16 protein-coding genes are annotated in these 20,929 nt (G+C 72.7%); 13 read left to right on the forward strand and 3 right to left on the reverse strand.

From position 1 onward, the window contains the following. The first annotated feature begins 128 nt into the window (after window positions 1-128). Genes ACLQ2X_RS27640 through ACLQ2X_RS27670 form a run of 7 tightly spaced genes read left to right on the forward strand, consistent with a single transcriptional unit; the run spans window position 129 to window position 7,658 of the window. Window positions 129-1,085: an ABC transporter permease gene (locus ACLQ2X_RS27640; RefSeq protein ID WP_425684011.1), complete on the forward strand. Its 957-nt coding sequence runs from the start codon at window positions 129-131 to the stop codon at window positions 1,083-1,085. Then, a complete protein-coding gene (locus tag ACLQ2X_RS27645; protein ID WP_425684012.1) occupies window positions 1,085-3,046 on the forward strand; it encodes a dipeptide/oligopeptide/nickel ABC transporter permease/ATP-binding protein in 1,962 nt (653 codons plus the stop codon). The genes ACLQ2X_RS27640 and ACLQ2X_RS27645 overlap by 1 nt, the downstream gene beginning before the upstream one ends. Beyond that, a complete protein-coding gene (locus ACLQ2X_RS27650) occupies window positions 3,043-4,113 on the forward strand; it encodes an oligopeptide/dipeptide ABC transporter ATP-binding protein (protein ID WP_425684013.1) in 1,071 nt (356 codons plus the stop codon). Before ACLQ2X_RS27645 ends, ACLQ2X_RS27650 begins: the two co-directional genes overlap by 4 nt. Next, window positions 4,110-5,048 carry a dihydrodipicolinate synthase family protein gene (locus ACLQ2X_RS27655; RefSeq protein WP_425684014.1) on the forward strand — a complete coding sequence of 313 codons (939 nt, stop codon included), beginning with the start codon at window positions 4,110-4,112 and terminating at the stop codon, window positions 5,046-5,048. Before ACLQ2X_RS27650 ends, ACLQ2X_RS27655 begins: the two co-directional genes overlap by 4 nt. 2 nt (window positions 5,049-5,050) lie before the next feature. Beyond that, window positions 5,051-5,992 carry an ROK family protein gene (locus ACLQ2X_RS27660; protein ID WP_425684015.1) on the forward strand — a complete coding sequence of 314 codons (942 nt, stop codon included), beginning with the start codon at window positions 5,051-5,053 and terminating at the stop codon, window positions 5,990-5,992. Further along, entirely contained in the window at window positions 5,989-6,678 is a 690-nt protein-coding gene (locus ACLQ2X_RS27665; RefSeq protein WP_425684016.1) for an N-acetylmannosamine-6-phosphate 2-epimerase, read from the forward strand. The genes ACLQ2X_RS27660 and ACLQ2X_RS27665 overlap by 4 nt, the downstream gene beginning before the upstream one ends. Beyond that, window positions 6,669-7,658, forward strand: a complete 990-nt coding sequence (locus ACLQ2X_RS27670; protein WP_425684017.1) for an acetylxylan esterase — start codon at window positions 6,669-6,671, stop codon at window positions 7,656-7,658. The genes ACLQ2X_RS27665 and ACLQ2X_RS27670 overlap by 10 nt, the downstream gene beginning before the upstream one ends. Window positions 7,659-7,701: 43 nt before the next feature. Here the strand turns inward: ACLQ2X_RS27670 and ACLQ2X_RS27675 are convergent, their stop codons facing one another. Further along, the gene (locus ACLQ2X_RS27675; RefSeq protein WP_425684018.1) at window positions 7,702-10,329 is read right to left on the reverse strand and encodes a DUF11 domain-containing protein; all 2,628 of its coding nucleotides are present in this window, start codon (window positions 10,327-10,329) and stop codon (window positions 7,702-7,704) included. 205 nt (window positions 10,330-10,534) lie between these two features. Here ACLQ2X_RS27675 and ACLQ2X_RS27680 point away from each other — a divergent pair, with 205 nt between their 5' ends. The 5 genes from ACLQ2X_RS27680 to ACLQ2X_RS27700 all read left to right on the forward strand — a co-directional run bounded on the left by ACLQ2X_RS27680 (window position 10,535) and on the right by ACLQ2X_RS27700 (window position 17,699). Next, window positions 10,535-12,097 carry a phenylacetate--CoA ligase family protein gene (locus tag ACLQ2X_RS27680; RefSeq protein ID WP_425684019.1) on the forward strand — a complete coding sequence of 521 codons (1,563 nt, stop codon included), beginning with the start codon at window positions 10,535-10,537 and terminating at the stop codon, window positions 12,095-12,097. Between the two features lie 3 nt (window positions 12,098-12,100). After that, window positions 12,101-12,541, forward strand: coding sequence for a DUF4188 domain-containing protein (locus ACLQ2X_RS27685; RefSeq protein WP_425684020.1), 441 nt, complete (start codon window positions 12,101-12,103; stop codon window positions 12,539-12,541). After that, a complete protein-coding gene (locus ACLQ2X_RS27690; protein ID WP_425684021.1) occupies window positions 12,538-13,620 on the forward strand; it encodes a hypothetical protein in 1,083 nt (360 codons plus the stop codon). Before ACLQ2X_RS27685 ends, ACLQ2X_RS27690 begins: the two co-directional genes overlap by 4 nt. A 2-nt stretch (window positions 13,621-13,622) precedes the next feature. Continuing rightward, window positions 13,623-14,600 (forward strand): nitroreductase, encoded by a 978-nt coding sequence (locus ACLQ2X_RS27695; protein ID WP_425684022.1) that lies wholly within the window; start codon window positions 13,623-13,625, stop codon window positions 14,598-14,600. A gap of 288 nt (window positions 14,601-14,888) precedes the next feature. Then, a complete protein-coding gene (locus ACLQ2X_RS27700; protein ID WP_425684023.1) occupies window positions 14,889-17,699 on the forward strand; it encodes a glycosyl hydrolase family 95 catalytic domain-containing protein in 2,811 nt (936 codons plus the stop codon). A gap of 39 nt (window positions 17,700-17,738) precedes the next feature. Here ACLQ2X_RS27700 and ACLQ2X_RS27705 read toward each other — a convergent pair whose 3' ends face one another. Beyond that, on the reverse strand, window positions 17,739-18,452 hold the full coding sequence (locus ACLQ2X_RS27705) for a hypothetical protein (RefSeq protein ID WP_425684024.1): 714 nt from the start codon (window positions 18,450-18,452) through the stop codon (window positions 17,739-17,741). 73 nt (window positions 18,453-18,525) lie between these two features. Between ACLQ2X_RS27705 and ACLQ2X_RS27710 the strand changes: the two genes are divergently transcribed. Beyond that, complete coding sequence (locus tag ACLQ2X_RS27710) at window positions 18,526-19,353, forward strand: PIG-L family deacetylase (RefSeq protein WP_425684025.1); 828 nt, start codon at window positions 18,526-18,528, stop codon at window positions 19,351-19,353. Window positions 19,354-19,383: 30 nt separating this feature from the next. Here the strand turns inward: ACLQ2X_RS27710 and ACLQ2X_RS27715 are convergent, their stop codons facing one another. Continuing rightward, the gene (locus ACLQ2X_RS27715) at window positions 19,384-20,532 is read right to left on the reverse strand and encodes a carboxylate-amine ligase (protein ID WP_425684026.1); all 1,149 of its coding nucleotides are present in this window, start codon (window positions 20,530-20,532) and stop codon (window positions 19,384-19,386) included. Window positions 20,533-20,929 lie beyond the last annotated feature (397 nt).

Here is a 20,929-nt window from a genome sequence, read left to right on the forward strand (position 1 = left end):
CCGCGCCGCGGCCCCGCGCGGGGGCTCCCCCCCCGGGGCCCGCCGCCGCCCCCCCCCCCGCCCCCCCCCCCCGCCCCCCGGGCGGCGGGGGGGCCACGTCCGGCGCCCCGCCACGAGAAAGAGAATCCATGCTGACCGTCCTGAGCCTGGTCGCGCGACGATTCCTGACGCTGATCCCCCTGGTGCTCGGCATCACGCTGTTCGTCTTCGTGATCATGCAGTTCTCCCCGATCGACCCGGCGTTGTCCGTCCTCGGCGACCAGGCCACCCCGGCGCAGGTCGAGGCGTTCCGCGCCGCCAACGGCCTCAACGACCCGCTGCCGCTGCGCTACCTGCACTTCCTCGGTGACCTGGTACGCGGAGACCTCGGCATGACGTTCCCCCCGTCGGTGCCGGTCGCCGACAAGATCGCCATGGCGTTGCCGCTGACCATCCAGCTCACCGCCCTCGGCGTCGTCGGCGCGCTGGTCATCGCGCTGGCCCTCGGCATCCCGGCCGCGCTCTACCGGGACCGCTGGCCCGACCAGGTCATCCGGATCGTCTCCATGGCCGGCATCGCCACCCCGTCGTTCTGGCTGGCGCTGCTGTTCATCCAGGAGTTCTCGGTACGCCGCCCGATCTTCCCGACCGGCGGCTACGTCAACCCCGCCGACTCGGTCGGCCTCTGGCTGCAGTCCCTCGCCATGCCGGCGCTCGCCCTCGGCGTACCGGTCGGCTGCTCACTGGCCCGGATCGTGCGCACCTCGATGGTCGAGGAACTCGACAAGGACTACGTCCGCACCGCCATCGGCGCCGGGCTGCCGCCCCGGGTCGTGGTCGGACGCAACGTGCTGCGCAACGCGCTTGTCAACCCGCTCACCGCACTGGGCCTGCGCATCGGCTACCTGATCGGCGGCACGGTCATCATCGAGGCGATCTTCTCGCTGCCGGGCATGGGCACCCAGATCATGAGCGCGGTCCAGCAGAACGACACCGCTCTCGCCCAGGGGACCGTCCTGACCATCGCCCTCGGCTTCGTCGTGCTGAACCTGGTGGTCGACATCCTCTACCTCTTCGCCAACCCCCGACTGCGCGGAGGCCACTGATGCGTCGCACCCTCACCGCCCGGCTCGCGCGCCCCGGCATGGCCTTCGCCCGGCTCGGCATCGCGGCCCGGATCGCGCTCGGCTTCGTCGTACTCATCGTCCTGGTGGGTGTCCTGGCCCCGCTGCTGCTGCGGCACGACCCCACCCAGTCCGGCCTCGGTCCGGCGCTGACCGGGCCGAACGGCGACTTCTGGTTCGGCCTGGACAAGCTCGGCCGCGACGTCTACTCCCGGCTGGTGGCCGGCACCCGGCGGTCCCTGGTCGTCGGCTTCGGCGCGGCCGGCATCGCGCTGGTGCTCGGCGCGGTCCTCGGCGCGATCGCGGGAAGCAGCCGCGCCGCCGTCGACGAGGTCCTCATGCGCTGCCTCGACGTGGTGATGGCGTTCCCGGCGATCGTGCTGTCCGCCCTGCTGATCATCTCGTTCGGCAAGAACAGCCTGCTGGTCCTGGTCGTCGCGATCGGCTTCGTGTTCACCCCGTCGGTCGCGCGCATCGTCCGCGCCAACGTGCTGTCCCAGTACGGGGAGGACTACGTGGCGGCCGAACGGATCATCGGCGCCCGACGGCCGCACATCCTCTGGCGGCACGTCCTGCGCAACTGCGCCGCCCCGATCCTCGTCTTCGTCACCGTCATGGTGGCCGACGCGATCGTCTTCGAGGCGTCGCTGTCCTTCATCGGCGGTGGCCTCGCCCCGCAGGAGGCGGCCTCCTCCTGGGGTTCGGTGATCGCCTTCGGCAAGGAGATGGTCCAGATCGGAGGCTGGTGGGCGACGTTCTTCCCCGGCGTGCTGATCCTGCTGACCGTGCTGGCCCTGAACGTGCTCTCCGAGGGCATGTCCGACGCCTGGGCCGCCCCGGCCGCCCGGCGTGCCACCAGCAACACCACCGCCGGTGACGCGCTGGAGCAGTCGCGGCCCGGCACCGGTGAGGTCGTCGAACTGCCCGGCCTGGCCGAGGCGGCGCGGCGGCTGCGGGAACGCGCCCGTCCCCTGCCGCAGGGACGACCCGTCCTGGAGGTGGAGAACCTGTCGATCGGGTTCACGGGCCGCCACCAGGGCGTCGACATCGTCGACGGGCTCTCCTTCGACGTCCGCCCCGGCGAGGTCGTCGGCTTGGTGGGGGAGTCCGGCTCGGGCAAGTCGCTCAGCGTCCTGGCCGTGATGGGGCTGCTGCCCAAGGGCGCCCGGGTACGCGGGGAGATCCGTTTCCAGGACACGAACCTGCTGCGCCTGAATGCCAAGGCCCGCCGCGCCCTGATGGGGCGCGAGATCGCCATGGTCTACCAGGACGCCCTGTCGGCGTTGAACCCGGCGCTGCGCGTCGGCGCCCAGCTCGACCAGATGATCCGCCGCGGCGGCACCCGTTCGGCCGAGGAGCTGATGGGCCTGGTCGGCCTGGACCCGCGGCGGACCCTGGCCGCGTACCCGCACGAGCTGTCCGGCGGGCAGCGGCAGCGCGTGGTCATCGCCATGGCCCTGTCCCGCGACCCGAAGCTGATCATCGCCGACGAGCCGACCACCGCGCTCGACGTGACCGTACAGGCGCAGGTGATGGAGCTGCTGCTGCGCCTGCGCGAGCAGCTCGGCTTCGCCCTGATCCTGGTCAGCCACGACCTGGCGCTGGTCAGCGACGTCTGCGACCGGGTCGTGGTGATGTACGGCGGGCAGATCGTGGAGACCGGGGTGACCGCCGACGTGATCGAGGCGCCCGCCCACCACTACGCCCGCGGGCTGCTCGGCTCGGTGCTGTCCCTGGAGACCGGCGCGCAGCGGCTCACCCAGATCCGCGGCGTGGTGCCGTCCCCGGCCGACTTCCCCAAGGGGTGCCGGTTCTCCGACCGCTGCCCCATGGCCACCGAGATGTGCCGGGACACCGCGCCGGCCATGGAGGGCACGGCCGCCCACGGGTACGCCTGCCACCACCCGGCCGTCACCGTCGGCGAGAAGGAGCTGGCCCGATGAGCCCGACCGCACCCCACCGGCCGATCGCCGTGCTCAGCGACGTGCACGTGGTGCACGGGGCACGCGGCGGCGGCATGTTCAACCGGGACCGGGTCTACGCCCTCACCGGCGCCGACCTGACCGTGCGGGCCGGCGAGACCGTCGGCATCGTCGGCGAGTCCGGCTGCGGCAAGTCCACCCTGGCCAAGGTGCTGGTGGGGCTGCAGCGGCCCACCAGCGGCACGGTGTCCTTCGCCGGGAAGGACGTGTGGTCGATGAACGCCGCCGAACGTCGCCAGCACATCGGCGCCGGCGTCGGCATGATCTTCCAGGACCCGGCCACGTCGCTGAACCGCCGGATGCCGGTACGCGACATCCTGCGCGACCCGCTCGACGTGCACCGCCGGGGCACCCGGGAACAGCGCGAGAAGCGGGTGACCGAACTGATGGCCCTGGTGGGCCTGCCCCGCTCGGTCGCCGACGTGCTGCCCAGCCAGCTCTCCGGCGGCCAACGCCAGCGGGTGTCCATCGCCCGCGCGTTGGCCCTGGAACCAGGCCTGATCATCGCCGACGAGCCGACCAGCGCGCTGGACGTCTCGGTCCGCGCCCAGATCCTCAACCTGCTGCTGGACCTCAAGGACCGCCTCGGGCTGGCCATGGTCCTGGTGTCCCACGACATCCAGACCGTCAAACGGGTCAGCGACCGCGTCGTCACCATGTACCTCGGGCGGATCGTCGAACAGGCCCCCGCCGACCTGCTCCCCGCCGGTGGCCGGCACCCGTACACCCGGGCGCTGTTCTCGGCCACCCCCGGCCTGCTGTCGCCCATCGACCCCATCCCGCTGGTCGGCCCGGTGCCGTCGGCCACCCGGCCGCCCAGCGGCTGCCCGTTCCGGACCCGCTGCTGGGCCGCCACCGAGGTCTGCGCCGAGCAGATGCCACCGGTCAGCCGCCCCGACGGCGACGGCGAGCACCAGTACCGCTGCCATCACCCGGTACCGCCGGGGACCGGCAACACGGAACTTGTCGCGCTCGCCACCGCGGCGACGGGCCGCACCACCCCACTACCTGTCGAGGAGAACGTGTGACCACCCCAGCCCCGCGGTTCGCCGGCGTCGTGCCGCCGGCCGTAACCCCCCTGACCGACGAGGGCGAGGTCGACGTCCCGTCGCTGGAACGGCTCGTCGAGTGGCTGCTCGACGGCGGCGTCGACGGCATCTTCGCCCTCGGCAGCTCCGGCGAGACCGTCTTCCTCACCGACCGGCAGCGCGACCTGGCGCTGGAGGCCATCGTGAAGACCGTCGGCGGCGCGGTGCCGGTGATCGCCGGGTGCATCGAACCGACCACGCGCCGGGTCGCCGAGCGGGCCGCCGCGTCGACGAAGCTGGGCGCGGACGGCCTCGTCGTGACCGCGCCGTTCTACGCCATCGTCGGCCCGCACGAGATCGAGCGGCACTTCCGGTCGCTCGCCGCCGAGGTCGAGCTTCCGGTGCTGGCGTACGACATCCCGGTCTGCGTGCACAGCAAGCTCTCCGTGGACCTGCTGACCCGGCTGGCCGCCGACGGCGCCCTGGCCGGGGTGAAGGACTCCAGCGGCGACGACGTCGCGTTCCGCCAGCTGGCGCTGGCGATCGGCGAGCAGGCGCCGGGCCGTGACTTCAGCCTGCTGACCGGGCACGAGGTGGTGGTCGACGCGATGATGCTGGCCGGCGCGTCAGGTGCGGTGCCCGGCCTGGGCAACGTGGACCCGGCCGGCTACGCCCGGCTGCACCGCGCCTGCCTGGCCGGCGACTGGGCGCAGGCACGCCGGGAGCAGGACCGGCTGGCCCGGCTGTTCCGCATCGTGGACGCGGCCGACCCGGCCACCGCGGCCGGGGCGACCCGGGGGGTCGGCGCGTTCAAGACCGCGCTGGCGCTGCTCGGTGTCATCGCCGGCAACGCGGTGTCGCTGCCGCTGCGCCGGCTGGACGCCGCCGAGACCGCCCGGGTGCGCGCCCACCTGGAGCTGGCGGGGCTGCTCTGACCATGCCCGAGGTGAACACCTCCGACGCCGTCGACCTGGTCGCGGCGTTGGACATCGGCGGCACCAAGACCACCGCGGCCCTGGTTACCGCGCGGGGTGAGGTCGTGGACCGGTGCACCGCCGCCACGCCCGGCCGGACCGGCGCCGTCGCGGTGCTGGACACCGCCGCCGGTCTCGTCGAGCGGCTACGCGCCCGGGCGACGGGTCCGGTACGGGCGCTCGGTGTCGGCAGCGCCGGGGTGATCGACAGCCGGACCGGGATGGTGCTGTCGGCCACCGACGTGCTGACCGGCTGGGCCGGCACCGACCTGCGCGGCGGCCTGCGTCAACGCCTGGGGATACCGGTCGCCGTGCTCAACGACGTGCACGCGCACGCGCTCGGCGAGGCGCGGCACGGCGTCGCGGCCGGGCACGAAACGGTGCTCCACGTCGCCGTCGGCACCGGCGTCGGCGCCTCGCTCGTCCTCGGCGACACCGTCCTGGCCGGTGCACACAGCGCCGCCGGACACGCCGGTCACCAACCGTCGGCGTACGCCGGCTCGCTGCCCTGCACCTGCGGCGGACGCGGACACCTGGAGGCGATCGCCGCCGGGCCGGCGCTGGCCGCCGAGTACACCAGGCGTACCGGCCGGCCGGTCGCCGACCTGCGGGCGGTCGCGGCGCTGGCCGCGGACGGCGACGAGCCGGCCCGGCAGGTCGTCGACCTGGGCGGCACCGCCGTCGGCTCCGCCATCGGCGGCCTGGTCAACGTGTTCGACCCGGACGTCGTCGTGGTCGGCGGCGGCGTCACCGGCCTCGGTGAACGGTGGTGGCGGGTGCTGCGCGACGCGGTGCCCGCCGAGACGCTGCCCAGCCTGGCCGGGGTGCCCGTCCTCGCCTCCACCCTCGGCCCGGACGCGCCGCTGCTCGGCGCCGCCTCCCTCGCCCGGAAGGTCCTGTCATGAGCGCCCTGATCGACAGTCTCCGCCACCGCCTGGTCGTCTCCTGCCAGGCGTACCCGGGCGAGCCGATGCGTGACCCGGACACCATGCGCCGGGTCGCGATGTCCGCCGCACGGGGCGGCGCCGCCGGCATCCGCGCCCAGGGCCTGGCGGACATCATGGCCATCCGCGACGCGGTGGCCCTGCCGCTGATCGGGCTCTGGAAAGACGGCGATGACGACGTGTTCATCACCCCGACCCTGGAGCACGCGCTGGCCGTCGCCCGCGCCGGCGCGCACGTGGTCGCGCTGGACGGTACGTCCCGCCCGCGCCCCGACGGCCGCACCCTGGCCGAGACGATCGCCGCCGTCCACGAGCAGACCGGTGCGCTGGTGATGGCCGACTGCTCCACCCTCGCCGAGGGCGTGGCCGCCGCCGGGGCGGGCGCCGACGTGGTCGGCACCACCCTCGCCGGCTACACCGCGTACACCAGCAAGTCGGACGGGCCGGACCTGGACCTCGTGGCGCGGCTCGCCGACGCGGTCGACGTGCCGGTCGTCGCGGAGGGACGCATCCACACCCCGGCGCAGGCGGCGCAGGCGTTGCGCGCCGGGGCGTGGACGGTGGTGGTGGGCACGGCGATCACCCACCCCACCACGATCACCGGCTGGTTCACCTCCGCGCTGGAGGACGCCGCGCCATGCCGGTGACCGACCTCGACCTGGATGCCTGCCTGGCCCTGCGGCCGGATCTGGACGTCCCGGCGGACCTGGACGCGTTCTGGGCGCGCACACTCGGCGACCGCAGGCCGGGGCCGGCGGTGTACGAGCCCGTAGAAACCGGCCTGACGCAGATCCGCACCTTCACCGCGACGGTCGCCGGGTACGGCGGGGAGCCCGTCCGGGGATGGTTGCACCTGCCCGCCGGTGTCGAAGGGCCGCTGCCCTGCGTGGTCGAATACCTCGGCTACGGCCGGGGTCGGGGGCTGCCGCACGAGAAACTGTTCTGGGCTGCCGCCGGCTACGCGCACCTGATCATGGACAGTCGGGGTCAGGGCTGGAGCGCCGCGTCCGGTGGCACCCCCGACCCGCACCCGTACCCCGCCGGCACCGTCCCCGGCTTCGTCACCCGGGGTGTCACCACCCCCGCGGAGCACTACTACCGGCGGCTGATCACCGACGCGGTGCGCTTCGCCCAGGCCGCGCGACGGCACCCGGCTGTCGACCCCGACCGGGTCGCGGTCACCGGCTTCAGCCAGGGCGGCGGACTCGCCCTGGCGGCTGCCGCGCTGTGCCCGGAGGTGACGGCGGTGATGCCGGACGTACCGTTCCTGTGTGACTTCCGCCGCGGCGCACGCGTCGCCGACGCCACCAGCCCGTACGGCGAGATCGTCGAGTACCTCAAGCTGTACCGCGACCGGTCCGACACGGTGTTCCGCACCCTGTCCTACCTGGACGCCGCCGTGCTCGCGCCCCGCGCCACCGCACCGGCGTTGTTCTCCATCGCGATGCGCGACCAGATCTGCCCACCGTCGACCTGCTTCGCGGCCTACCACCGCTACGGCGGCGCCAAGGACCTCCGCGTGTACGAGTTCAACGACCACGAAGGTGGCGAGGCCGAGCACCAGCGTGAGCAGCTCACCTGGTTGCGCTCCACGTGGGACGCCCAGCGGACGCGTCCCACCACTTAGCCGGTCCGCCGTGGCGTCGGCGGTGCCGACGACGAGGGTCCGGTCAGAACCGACGGCGTGAGCGGCGGCTCACGAACAGGCCGGTCACCAGGAGGATGCCGACAACCGCGGCGGCGATCCCGATCGAGGTGATCGTCACCAATCGGTCGCCGGTCACCGGCAACGGCGGGATCGGCTTGGGCGGCTCCGGTTTCGGCGGCCACGGCTTGGGCGGCACCGGTCCGACCACGACCACGCTCGCCGAACAGCTCGGCGTGCAGTCCGGGTCGGAAACGCCGGACGGTGGAACGACGGTCACCGTGTTGATCACGTCGCCGGTGGTCTTCGGCGGGACGTGCCCGGTGATGGTGTAGGTGAGGGTGCCGCCGGCGAGAACGGTGACGGTGTCGTCGATGGCGCCGACGCCCGAGCTGGCGCATGTGCTGCCGGTGGACGCCTCACAGGTCCAGGTGAAGCCGCTCGGTGGTGTGGGGAGGGTGTCGGTGATGGTGGCGCCGATGGCGTCGGATGGTCCGCCGTTGGTGACGGTGACGGTGTAGGTGAAGGGTGCGCCTGGCACGTAGGGGCTCGGGTTGGCGGTTTTGGTGACGGCCAGGTCGACGGTGGCCTGTCCGGGTGTTGTCACGGTGGCGGAGCAGGTGGGTGTGCAGTCGGGGTCGGTGGCGCCTTCGGGTGGGGTGATGGTGGCGGTGTTGGTGAGGTCGCCGGTGGTGCTGGCGGGGACGGTGCCGGTGATCGCGTAGGTGAGCGTGCCGCCGGTGAGGACGGTGACGGTGTCGTTGATGTTGCCGGTGCCGGAGGCAGCGCACGTGCTGCCGGTGGAGGCTTCACAGGTCCAGCCGAACCCGGCCAGCGGTGCGGGCAGCGTGTCGGCCACGGTGGCGCCGACGGTGTCCGATGGCCCGCCGTTGGTCACCGTCACGGTGTAGGTGAACGGTGCGCCTGGCACGTACGGGCTCGGGCTTGCGGTCTTGGTGACGGCCAGTTCGACGGTGCTCTGACCGGGAGTGACGACCGTCGCGGAACAGCTCGGCGTGCAGCCGGGGTCGAACACCCCGTCCGGTGGGGCGACGGTGGCGGTGTTCGTCAGGTCGCCGGTGGTGCCCGACGGCACGGTGCCGGTGATCGTGTACGTCAGCGTTCCCTCGGCGAGCACCGTCACCGTGTCGCTGATGTCCCCGGTGCCGGAGGCGGTGCACGTGTTGCCGGTGGACGCCGCACACGTCCACGTCAACTCGGGCAACGGCAGTGTGTCGGTCACAGTGGCGCCCACGGCGTCCGACGGACCACCGTTGGTCACGGTGACGGTGTAGGTGAGCGGTGTGCCCGGCACGTACGGGCTTGGCGCCGTCGTCTTCGTCACGGCCAGGTCGACTGTGGGGATGACCTGGAGGGTGGCGGAACCCGGCGGGTTGATCCCGAGGATGCTGGAGAAGTTGCTGGCACAGCCGGGGACCGGTGAGCCGTCCGGCCCGGCGCAGCCGGTGTTCGTGTACGAGCCGGCGACGTCGGCCGTCACCTCGACGGAGATCGTGCAGGAGGCGACGCCCAGCGCGATGTCGCCGTCGAAGGAGACGGATGTGGCGCCGGCGGCGGCGGTCACGGTGGCGTCGGAGCAGGTGGTGCTGTTCACCCCGGTCGCGATGAGATTGGCGGGAAGATCGTCGGTGAAGCTCATCCCGTTCTTGGCTTGTAGGTCATCGGTGTTGGTGACGGTGAACGTCAGGGTCGACGTGACGCCCTGCCCGATGGTGGTGGGGCTGAATGCCTTGTCCAGTTGGGGCGTGACGTCGACGATCTGCGGCAGGTCGAACGCCACGTCGTTGCCGACTCCCGTGGCGGTGGCGTTGTAGAGGCGCAGGCCCAGCGTCGGGGTGTTGGAGGCCGGCAGTTGGATCGCCCGGGACTGAAGCTTCGCGATGTAGGTGTTGTTGACCACCACGGCGCCGGGGTCCGTGCACGGGTTGAGCCCTTCGGCGAGGACCGTCGGCACGTCGTTGAGCATCAGTTCGAACCGTATGCTCGCCCGGGCCGCACCCGGGACCGAACAGTTGCGCTCGGCGAAGATCGCCGAGACGGCGTAGAAGTGCCCGCCGACCGCCGGGATGGTGTTGCTGTCGGTCTCGAGCTGGTACCCGGCGAGTTGGGCTCCGTTGACGGAGTTGGTGAACTCGGTGAGAGCCTGGTTCGTGGTCGCCTCCTCGGTGCTCTGCCCCTGGAACAACCCCATGTCGCGGACCATCTGGCCGATCGTGGCCCAGGCCTGGTTGCGGGCGCACTGGTCGTTGTTGGTCACCGGCGGATTACCGCCGTTGGGCGGCAGCGGTGAGGTCTGCCGCATGATCCAGCCGTTGCACGCTCCTGCGCCGGGGCTCCACGCCGGGTCCGCCGTGTACGTCTCGCTGTCCGCGCCGCTGCCCCCGGGCCCCGGTACGTATACCGAACCCGGTGAGCCGGTGTAGGAGCCGATGCGGATCGGCCCGTCGGCCGCGCTCTCGTTGGAGAAGTCCTCGGTGAAGACGGGCGTTCCGGGTTGCGGTTGCCCCGGCTGGCCCGGGACCGTGGCCGCAGCGGGCGCGGCCGACATCACCACCGCGAACGTCGACGACGAGGCGAGCACGGCACCTGTTGCCAGTGCTGACGACAGCCGTCGCCATGCGTGGTGAACCATCGATGTCTTCCCCCGTTGCGGCAGGTCGCGTCCCGCGGGGGACCCGACTCCTCACAGCCGTTAACGTTCCAGACTTCCGCCCCATAAGTCCTATTTTTCGTGATTAGATATCCGGACGGGCGGGCGTGACTGGGTAGGGATACTCAGGGCCATCACCGTCGCACGGCTCAGGTGTCAGCACTGCGGCACCGACAGGATGTTTGTCATGGCCGAGACGCTGCACCGACCCGCCGCCCTGCGTACCGTCGACACGGCACTGCCCACCGAGACCGCGCTGGCACCGGCCGGCCTCGCCGTCGCCGCCATGGCCCGGCTGATCGCCCGTCACCCGAGCGGGTGGCGGTGGCTGGCCCGCCGGCACCACCCGCTCCTGGACCACCTCGCCGCCGCGAACGCGCGGTCGACCTGCGTGCGCGCCGCCCGGCAGGTGCCGGCCTACCAGGCGTACCTGCGGGCCCGCCCGGCCGGCGCGCGCCGCCGGCTGCGGGACTTCCCGGAGACCGACAAGCTCGGGTACGTGGTGGCGAACGACGCCGACGCGCGGTGCCGGGGAGGGCGGCTGCCGGAGCGCGGCGTGGTGATCGACGAGTCGGCCGGCTCGTCCGGGCGGCCGTTCAACTGGCCGCGCGGCGAACGCGAGCTGCGGGCGGTGCACCGGGACATCGTCGGCTACACCGGCCTGGCGTTCCCGATGCGCCGGCCGTTCGTGATCAACGCGTACTCGATGGGGGCGTGGGCGACCGGCACCACGACCGGCGCGGCGATGGCCCGGGTCGCGGTGGTCAAGAACACCGGCCCCGACCTGGGCAAGATCATTGACACGCTGCGCGAGTTCGGCCCGGACCACGACTACCTGGTGACCGCCTACCCGCCGTTCCTCAAGCACCTGCGCGACCGGCTCGACGCCGAGGACTTCCCCTGGTCGCGGTACCGGATCTTCGCCAGCTGCGGAGGCGAGGGCATGACCGAGGCGTTGCGCGACTACCTGGAGCAGCGGTTCGTGCGGGTCCGCTCGGCGTACGGGGCGTCGGACCTGACCATCGGCATCGGCGCGGAGACCCGGTTCACGGTGTGGCTGCGGCGGCGGCTGCGCACCGACGCGGCACTGCGCGCCGAGCTGCTCGGCGCCGGTGAGCAACGGCTGCCCATGGTGTTCCAGTACAACCCGTTCGCCACCTACCTGGAGACCAACGAGCGGCGGGAACTGGTGTGCACGGTCACCAGCCCGCACGTGCTCCAGCCCCGGCTGCGCTACAACGTCGGCGACGAGGCGCTGCTGGTGCCGTACCGGCGGATCGTCGAACTGGCCAACGCTGACCCGGTGCGTCGCGCCGAGTTCCGCACCGCGGCGGCCGACGAACGGATGACGCTGCCGCTGCTGCTGCTGTTCGGCCGCAGCGACTCCACCGTGTCCTACCTGGGCGCGAACCTCTACCCGCAGGACGTCGAGTACGGCCTGTACACAGGCAACCCGCACGCCGCGCAGATCAGCCGGTTCTGCCTGACGCTGCACGAGGACGCCGACCTGGAGACGCGGCCGGTGATCCACGTGGAGCTGCGTCAGCAGTTGCCCGCCGCGCAACGCGCCGCGCTCGCCGACGCCTGCCGGGCCGGGGTACGCGCCCACCTGACCTCGGTGTCGCGGGACTTCGCCCAGTCCCTGGTGGAGGACCCCACCGCCGGTGACCTGCGGGTCGAGGTGCACGAGGCGGGAGCCGGCCCGTTCGGTGGCCCGCAGAAGCTCAAGAACGTCTACCTGGTGAGGTGAGAGATGCGTACCCGTGACTTCTCCCGCGCTCCGGCGCAGGCCCGCGCCGGCGCGATGTTCATCGGCGCCACCCGCTACGCGAACCCGCTGGTGCTGCTGCGGCTGGCCCCCGCGTGGTTCCGGATGGTGCGCGACATGCGCCGTATGTCCGGCTACTGCTGGCACACCGTGTACTGGCAGTCCCCGCTGACGCTGGGCACCATCGCGTTCTTCACCGACCAGGAGGCGCTGCTGCGCTTCGCCCGGACCCGGGAGCACCGCAAGCTGATGATGTGGCTGACCGACGGCACCCGCAACGCCACCGCCGGGTTCATCCGCCTCTACACCGCGTCCCCGGACGGCTACTCCAACGGCGCATGGCGGGCCGAGGACGGCGCGATGGGCCACATCGAGGCGTTCACCCCGCTGGGCGCGGAGAGGACCGGACCGGCGGTACGCCGGTGAGCGCCCACCGGTTCCAGCGGGTCACCGACCGGCGCGGCCTGCGGGACTTCCTCGCGCTCACCGACCGGCTGTACGCGGGCGAGCCCCGGTACGTGCCGACGCCACGGCAACAGATCCGCCGCTGGTGGCGCGCGGGCGTGCCGATGTACGTGCTGCGCGACGGCACCGGCGCGGTCGTCGGGCGGACCACCCTGCACACCGACGCCGACCTCGACGCGAAGTTCGGCCGCCGCTGCCAACTGTTCGGGCTGACCGAGTTCACCGCGCCGGCCGCGCGCCCGCTGTTCGACGCCATCGAGGCACACGCCGGTGCCGACCGGGATCTGCTGTTCGGACCGGTGGCGCTGCTGCCCAACCAGGCCGGCGGGGTGATCACCTCCGGGTACGCCGACCGGGGTTTCGTGGACAGCGCCTGGAACCCGCCGCGCTACCCGGACGCGTACGAGGCGTACGGGTTCACCCGCCGGTTCGCCGCCGACACCTGGATCTGCCCGGTGCCGCCGCCGCAGGAGCCGGTGCCCGCGCTCGGCGCGCAGCCGGACGGCGCGCGGCTGGAACTGCACCGGGGGGACACCCGGCGGCTCGACGAGCAGCTCGACCTGCTGCGCGGGATGCTGAACGCCTCCTTCGCCCAGCTCGGCTACTACACGCCGATCTCGGCGGCGCAGCTACGGCAGCAGACCGACGGGCTGGCGTACCTGCTGGACGAGTCGCTGCTGCTCTACCTGACCCGCGACGGCCAGCCGGTGGCGTTCGTGCTGTGTGTGCCGGATATCAGCGACTTCGTGGTCGCCACCCGGGGCGATCTGCACCCGGTAAACCAGCTGCGGCTGCTGGCCACCCGCCGCCGTTACCGCCGGGAGGCGGTGCTGATCGTCAAGGGGGTGGTGCCGCGCTTTCAGGGGTGCGGCTACCAGCGGCTGCTCTCGGCGCACCTGCACCGTAACCTGCACGCCGGCGGCTACACGGCGCTGCGCAGCACGTACGTCGAGCGGGACAACGCGGCGTCGGCCGCCGGGTACCGGCGCCTCGGCGGGCGTCCGCTGCACGGATACACGTTCTACGCCAAGGAGCGGTGATCATGGACCTCGCGGCGTTGCGCGCGTTGGAGCCGCTGTGCTGGCGTGCGCCGAGCGCGCACAACACCCAACCGTGGCGGCTGCGCTACGAGCGCTGGGCGGTCACCGTCGGCTGGGACCCGGCCGACGAGTTGCCGGCCGGCGACCCGACCGGCCGGGACCTGCGACTGTCGCTCGGCGCATTCGTGGAGACCTGCCTGATCGTGGCCGCCGACGCCGGGCTGCGCCTGGACTGGGCCGCCGACCTCGACGAGGCCGACCACCGGGTGGGCCGGCTGCGGCCGGCACGGCAGCCGTACCGGACGCCGTTTCGCACCGGCGAGGTGTGGGACCGGCGTACCCACCGGGGCCGGTTCGGCGCCGGCCCGGACGCCGACGTGGTCGCGGCCGTGGATGCCGTCGCCCGGCGGGCCGGCGGCGCGGTCCGCGTCGTGCCGGCGGCCGGCCGGCTGGGCGCGCTGCTGCGGGTCGCCGACCGGCGGGTGTACGCCGACCCGGCGGTGGTGGCCGAGCTGCGCCGCTGGCTGCGCCTTCACCCGGCGCGCCCGGACTACCGCGCGGACGGGCTCAGCGACCGCTGTCTCGGGTTGAGCCGGGCGTCGGCAACCGGGCTGCGGGCGGCGCTGGCCGCGTACCCGGTGCTGCGCCCGCTGGGCCTGCCGAGGCTGCTCGCCGCGACCGCCGGCGATCCGATGGCTCAGGGCGGCGCGCTGCTGGCGCTTGTCGCCCCGCCCGGCCTGGACGCCGCCGGGCAGGTCGAGTTCGGCCGGGTGCTGATGCGGATGTGGCTGACCCTGCACGTGGCGGGGTTGGCCGGGCACCCGCTGAGCCAACTCGTCGACGTCGCCGCCAGCCGCGACGCGCTCGGCGCGTTGCTGGATGTGGCCCCGGAACGGATCGTGCATGTGACCCGGGTGGGACGCCCGGTCGTCCCGGCACCCCGGTCGGCCCGGCGGGTGGAGCACAGCCTGGTGGGCTGAGCCCGGCGGTGTTAGCGGTAACAGACCGCGCCCGCGGCGGGACCTGGGCGGCACTCGTCGCCGGACGGTGGTGGCGTTTGCCCTTTTGCGAAACCTGATCGTCGCATCTTGACGAGATGACACTTCATCCATGAGAGTCCATATGGGCAGTGTGGCGTCCTGATCCGGGCAGTCGGGCGGACGCATGGGCATGCGCGCACCGGGCTTCCTTCTGTTAGCGCTAACAGATCGCCGGCGTTCCCGGCTCCTGCCGACGTCCACCGCTGATCCGTACGGTTTGGAGAAATCATGTCCGAAGTGACCCGAAGGAACGTCATCCGGGCCGCGGCGGCGGGCACCGGTGTCGCGTTGCTGCCCGTCGCCTGGACCGCCGCCGCCCGCGCCGGCTCGGTCCCCCCGGCGCAGGTGCTGGCCGCGAACGACCTGGCGCTCTGGTACGACGAGCAGGCCGGCACCGACTGGCTGCGCGCACTGCCGATCGGCAACGGGCGTCTCGGCGCGATGGTGTTCGGCAACGTCGACACCGAACGGCTGCAACTCAACGAGGACACCGTCTGGGCCGGTGGCCCGTACGACTCGGCCAACACCCGCGGCGCGGCGAACCTGGCCGAGATCCGCCGCCGGGTCTTCGCCGACCAGTGGACGCAGGCGCAGGAGCTGGTCGATCAGACCATGATGGGCAGCCCGGGCGGCCAGCTGGCCTACCAGACCGTGGGCAACCTGCGGCTCGCCTTCGGCACGAGCGGCGGGGCGACGCAATACCACCGGACCCTCGACCTCACCACCGCGACGGTCACCACGACCTATGTGCTGGGCGGCGTACGACACCAGCGGGAGGTGTTCGCCAGCGCGGCCGACCAGGTGATCGTGGTCCGGCTGACCGCCGACCGGGCGAACTCGATCACGTTCTCGGCCACCTTCGACAGCCCGCAACGGACCACCGTGTCCAGCCCTGACACCGCCACCATCGGGCTCGACGGCATCTCCGGCAGCCAGGAGGGCGTGAACGGGGCGGTGCGCTTCCTGGCGCTGGCCCAGGCCGCCGCGACCGGCGGCACGATCGGCAGCTCCGGTGGCACGCTGCGGGTGTCCGGCGCCACGAGCGTGACCATCCTGATCTCGATCGGCTCCAGCTACGTCAACTACCGCACCGTCAACGGCGACTACCAGGGCGTCGCCCGCAACCGGCTCAACGCCGCCCGCGCCGTCGCCGTCGACCAGCTGCGCACCCGCCATCTCGCCGACTACCAGGCGTTGTTCAACCGGGTCACCATCGACCTGGGTCGCACGGGGGCGGCCGACCAGCCCACCGACGTACGGATCGCGCAGCACGCGAGCACCGACGACCCGCAGTTCGCCGCGCTCCTGTTCCAGTTCGGCAGGTACCTGCTGATCTCGTCCTCGCGGCCGGGCACCCAGCCGGCGAACCTCCAGGGCATCTGGAACGACTCGCTGGCGCCGTCCTGGGACTCGAAGTACACGATCAACGCCAACCTGCCGATGAACTACTGGCCGGCCGACACGACGAACCTGTCCGAGTGCTTCCTGCCGGTCTTCGACATGATCAGGGACCTCACGGTGACCGGGGCGCGGGTCGCGCAGGCGCAGTACGGCGCCGGTGGCTGGGTCACCCACCACAACACCGACGCGTGGCGGGGTGCGTCGGTCGTCGACGGGGCGCTGTGGGGGATGTGGCAGACCGGTGGGGCGTGGCTGAGCACGCTCATCTGGGAGCACTACCTGTTCACCGGCGACCTCGGCTTCCTCCAGGCCAACTATCCGGCTCTCAAGGGCGCCACCCAGTTCTTCCTCGACACCCTGGTCGCCCACCCGAGCCTCGGCTACCTGGTGACGAACCCGTCGAACTCCCCGGAGCTGGCGCACCACGCGAACGCCAGCGTCTGTGCCGGCCCCACCATGGACAACCAGATCCTGCGTGACCTGTTCGACGCCGCGGCCCGGGCCGGCGAGGTGCTCGGCGTCGACGCCACCTTCCGGTCACAGGTGCGTACCGCCCGGGACCGGCTGGCGCCCAACCGTGTCGGCTCCCGCGGCAACGTGCAGGAGTGGCTCGCCGACTGGGTCGAGCTGGAGCGGACCCACCGGCACGTCTCGCACCTGTACGCCCTGCACCCCGGCAACCAGATCACCAAGCGGGGAACGCCCGCTCTGTACGAGGCCGCCCGCCGCACGTTGGAGCTGCGGGGCGACGACGGAACCGGTTGGTCCCTCGCCTGGAAGATCAACTTCTGGGCCCGGCTGGAGGACGGTGCCCGCGCCCACAAGCTGCTGCGTGACCTGGTGCGCACCGACCGTCTCGCGCCGAACATGTTCGACCTGCACCCGCCGTTCCAGATCGACGGCAACTTCGGGGCCACCTCGGGCATCGCCGAGATGCTGCTGCACAGTCACACCGGCGAACTGCACCTGTTGCCCGCGCTGCCGAGCGCCTGGCCCACCGGCCGGGTCGCGGGCCTGCGCGGTCGGGGCGGGTACACCGTCGCGGTGGCATGGAGCGGCGGCCAGGTCGACGAGATCAGCGTCCGCGCCGACCGGGACGGCCCGCTGCGCCTGCGGTCGCGGCTGTTCACCGGGAGCTTCACCCTCGTCGACGACACCGACGGGGGCACGCCGGCCACCACCCGGCCGGAGACGGACGTCGTCCAGCTGACCGTCCGCGCCGGCCACACCTACCGGGCGACCCGGCCCGGCGTGACGCCGACCCCGACCCCGACCGCCACACCCACCCCGGACCCGACGCCGACCCCGGTGCCGACCACAGGTTCTCCGGCACCCTCGGGGGCGCGGGCGACGTACGCGGTGACGGGCTCGTGGTCGGGCGGCTTCCAGGGCGAGGTCACCGTGACGGCCGGCGCGAGCGCGATCCGCGGGTGGACGGTGTCCTGGACGTTCCCCAACGGACAGGTCATCAGCCAGATCTGGAGCGGCTCGCACATCCAGAACGGCGCGAACGTGACGGTGCGCAACGTCGACTACAACGGGGCGCTGCCGACCGGCGGCTCCACCACCTTCGGCTTCATCGCCACGACGAGCGGCGCCAACAACCCACCGGCCACCATCACCTGCACGACGACCTGACCGGGCGCGGGCCCACCCCGCGTGGTCGGCGAGCGACCCTCAGGCCAGCAGCGTCTCGCGCAGCCGGGCACCCAGGTTCAGCTCGCCGACCACCCGGGGGCCGGCCGGGTCGTACACCGCGATGCGGTGGTTGCGGCGCATCATCTCCCGCACCGCCGGCGGCAGCCGGGGCGGGTCGTCCATCGCGGCGAGCACCCGCGCGCCGGTGTCCGTCAGCCGCTCGACGAGCCTCGCGCTGTCGGTGTCCACCCGGACCCGACCGAACTCCCAACCGGCGGTGGTCAGGTCGAGCACCTCGAACAGCCGCGTCACGACCGGCTGCGGGTCGGTCACCCGCTCCAACCGGTCGGCCCGTGCGCCGACCACCGCGACGGCGGCGGTCAGCTGCGCGTACGGGTGCAACCCGCCGGGCAGCGCGCCGAGCGGCCAGCGCAGCGCCGGTCCGGCCTCCTTCCACAGGGGCCGGTAGTTGCGGCGGTGCACCAGGAGCCGCCGGCCGGTGCGCCGGAACACCTCCTGCGCCTGGGCCTGGAGGCCGGCGTGCGCCTCCTCGGCGGCCTCGCACACGATCCCGGCGGCCACCACCAGACCGTCGTCGTCGGACAGCAGCGCGGTGATCGCGTCGACCTGGTCGGGGAACCGCAGCTGGGCGTGCGCGCCGTAGGACTGCCGGGCGTCCCGCAGCAACGCCTGCTGGCGCGCCGGGTCCAGTTCGACCCGTCCGCCACCCAGCAACCGCCGGAGCCAACCCATCGCGCCTCGCTTCCGTCGCCGTCTGCGGACCGGGCAATGCTAGTTCGTCAGTGGATGCTCGTATGGTGACGGGGTGACCCAGCGATCCCTGACCCTGATGGCGGTGCACGCGCACCCCGACGACGAGGCGACGAGCACCGGCGGCGTCCTGGCCCGCTATGCGGCCGAAGGCGTCACCACCGTGCTCGTGACCTGCACCAACGGCGGCTGCGGCGACGGCCCCGGCGCCGTCAAGCCGGAGGACCCCGGCCACGACCCGCAGGCCGTGGCGAGGATGCGCCGCGAGGAGTTGGCCGCCAGTTGCGAGGCGCTGAAGGTCACCCATCTGGAGACACTCGACTACGCCGACTCCGGGATGATGGGCTGGGCGACGAACGAGGCGCCCGACGCGTTCTGGAACACGCCGGTGACCGAGGCGGCCGACCGGCTGGCCGAGCTGATCCGGCGCTACCGCCCCGACGTGGTGGTCACCTACGACGAGAACGGCTTCTACGGCCACCCCGACCACATCCAGGCGCACCGCGTGACGATGGCCGCGGTCGAGCGCACCGGCATCCCGGCGAAGGTCTACTGGACCACCGTGCCGCGCAGCGCGTTCCAGCGCTTCGGCACCGTCATGCGGGAGATCGGGCTGGAGTTTCCCGAGCCCGAGGTGCCCGAGGAGATGCCGGCGCTCGGCCTGCCCGACGACGAGATCACCACCTGGGTCGACACCAGCGCCTACGGCGGGCAGAAGTTCGCCTCGCTTGCCGCGCACGCCAGCCAGGCGGAGAACATCTTCTTCCTGCGGCTGGGGCAGGAGCGGTTCACCGAGCTGATGGGCGTTGAGACGTTCGTCCGCGTGCACGACACCACAGGCGCCCCGACACCCGAGGACGACCTGTTCGCCGGCCTGCGCTGACCGGTGCACCCCCGCCGGGCCGCCCATCGCTCACGCCACGGTCTGGGCGGCCAGGTGATCAAGCACCGCGTGGACGTCGTCGCCGTTCGCCGCCATGACCCGTCGCTGCCGGGTCGCGCCAGTGCCCTCGCGGCGCAGCCGCTGCACCTCCCGCAGGATCAGGTCCCGGTCGCCGTGCCGGGTCAGCGCGGGCGTGACGGTGGCGAGCAGGTCGTCGATCAGGCCCCACGCGGGCCGGGGCCGCCCGGTGCGCAGGTCCACGAGGTCGCCGTCGACGCCGTCGTGGGCGGCCCGCCAGTGCGCGGCGGCGACCAGGCAGTCCCGGACGCGCGGCACCGGCGTCCCGGCGCGGATGTCGTCGATCACGGTGGCGACGAGCGCGCGGACCAGCCCGGCCACGAGCACGGTGTCGTCGACGGTGGGGCACACGTCGCCGACGCGGACCTCGACGGTGGGATAGGACGCCGACGGCCGGGCATACCAGTAGACCATCGCCTCGTCCAACATGATCCCGGCGGTGATCAGCTCCCGTACGGTGGCGTCGTAGTCCGCCGCGGAGTCGAAGTGCGGCGTCGGCCCGATGCTCGGCCACCGCTGCAACTGCATGGACCGCCAGCTCGCGTGCCCGGTGTCCCGCCCGTCGTGCAGCGGCGAGTTCGCGGTGAGCGCCTGCACCACCGGCAACCACGGGCGCAGGTGGTTGCAGACCTGCACGGCCAGTTCCCGGTCGGGCACGCCGACGTGGACGTGGCAGCCGCACACCGCCGGATCGTGGGCGACCGGCCCGAACCGGCGGGACATGTCGTGGTAACGCTGTTCGTCGGGCACCGAACGGTGTGCCTCGCAGACCGGGGTGGCACCGACGGCCACCAGCCGCGCGCCGACGGCCTCGCCCGCCCGCGCGGCGGCGCGGCGCAACGCGACCAGATGGTCCCGCAGGCGTCCCAGGTCCGGGCTGACCGGGGTCACCATCTCCACCATGCTGTGCCGGAACTCCTGCCGGCTCTGCTCGCGGGCCGTCCCGGTGAGCGTGCCGCGTACCTGTTCGGCGACCGGCATGCTCTCCCCGGTGGCCGGGTCCAGCAGCAGGAACTCCTCCTCCACCCCGAGGGTCAGGGGGGTCGGGTTCGCGGCGGTCGGGGCGGTGATGGCGGTCGGTGGCTTCACCGACGGCCCCATCCGGTCGCAGGGTCCTCGCTCGACAGGGCCATACCCCGACGGTACGAAACCGTCGGCTGCCCGGATGCCACTTCCGCCGACCACCGCCCCCCTGTGTCACGCGGAGGGCGGCGCGCACGACACGGTCAGCACCACAGACCACCAGGATTGCCTGCGGCGCTTGCGGGATCTGGCGGACTGGTTCTTTCGCGGGTGGCACGCCTACCAGGAGCCTGTCGGCCAGCACCGCCACGTCACGTCAGACGCGCCACGTGGGTGAGGGCCGGATCTGTGGAGGTCCGGCCCTCACCGTCAGCTGTTCGGCGAGCCTGTGGAGGCGGGTTCAGCAGTCGTAGTACATGGCGAACTCGTGCGGGGTCGGCCGCAGGCGCACCGGGTCGACCTCGTTGGACCGCTT

Source organism: Micromonospora sp. DT31 (genome assembly GCF_049841795.1).
Lineage (GTDB): Bacteria > Actinomycetota > Actinomycetes > Mycobacteriales > Micromonosporaceae > Micromonospora.

What these genes read in the sequence shown, in the direction of transcription:
- ACLQ2X_RS27660 (WP_425684015.1), top strand. Translation starts at nt 5,051, where the DNA reads ATGCCCGAGGTGAACACCTCCGACGCCGTCGACCTGGTCGCGGCGTTG.
- ACLQ2X_RS27685 (WP_425684020.1), top strand. Translation starts at nt 12,101, where the DNA reads ATGCGTACCCGTGACTTCTCCCGCGCTCCGGCGCAGGCCCGCGCCGGC.
- ACLQ2X_RS27650 (WP_425684013.1), top strand. Translation starts at nt 3,043, where the DNA reads ATGAGCCCGACCGCACCCCACCGGCCGATCGCCGTGCTCAGCGACGTG.
- ACLQ2X_RS27680 (WP_425684019.1), top strand. Translation starts at nt 10,535, where the DNA reads ATGGCCGAGACGCTGCACCGACCCGCCGCCCTGCGTACCGTCGACACG.
- ACLQ2X_RS27670 (WP_425684017.1), top strand. Translation starts at nt 6,669, where the DNA reads ATGCCGGTGACCGACCTCGACCTGGATGCCTGCCTGGCCCTGCGGCCG.
- ACLQ2X_RS27645 (WP_425684012.1), top strand. Translation starts at nt 1,085, where the DNA reads ATGCGTCGCACCCTCACCGCCCGGCTCGCGCGCCCCGGCATGGCCTTC.
- ACLQ2X_RS27700 (WP_425684023.1), top strand. Translation starts at nt 14,889, where the DNA reads ATGTCCGAAGTGACCCGAAGGAACGTCATCCGGGCCGCGGCGGCGGGC.
- ACLQ2X_RS27695 (WP_425684022.1), top strand. Translation starts at nt 13,623, where the DNA reads ATGGACCTCGCGGCGTTGCGCGCGTTGGAGCCGCTGTGCTGGCGTGCG.
- ACLQ2X_RS27640 (WP_425684011.1), top strand. Translation starts at nt 129, where the DNA reads ATGCTGACCGTCCTGAGCCTGGTCGCGCGACGATTCCTGACGCTGATC.
- ACLQ2X_RS27705 (WP_425684024.1), bottom strand. Translation starts at nt 18,452, where the DNA reads ATGGGTTGGCTCCGGCGGTTGCTGGGTGGCGGACGGGTCGAACTGGAC.
- ACLQ2X_RS27665 (WP_425684016.1), top strand. Translation starts at nt 5,989, where the DNA reads ATGAGCGCCCTGATCGACAGTCTCCGCCACCGCCTGGTCGTCTCCTGC.
- ACLQ2X_RS27715 (WP_425684026.1), bottom strand. Translation starts at nt 20,532, where the DNA reads ATGGGGCCGTCGGTGAAGCCACCGACCGCCATCACCGCCCCGACCGCC.
- ACLQ2X_RS27675 (WP_425684018.1), bottom strand. Translation starts at nt 10,329, where the DNA reads ATGGTTCACCACGCATGGCGACGGCTGTCGTCAGCACTGGCAACAGGT.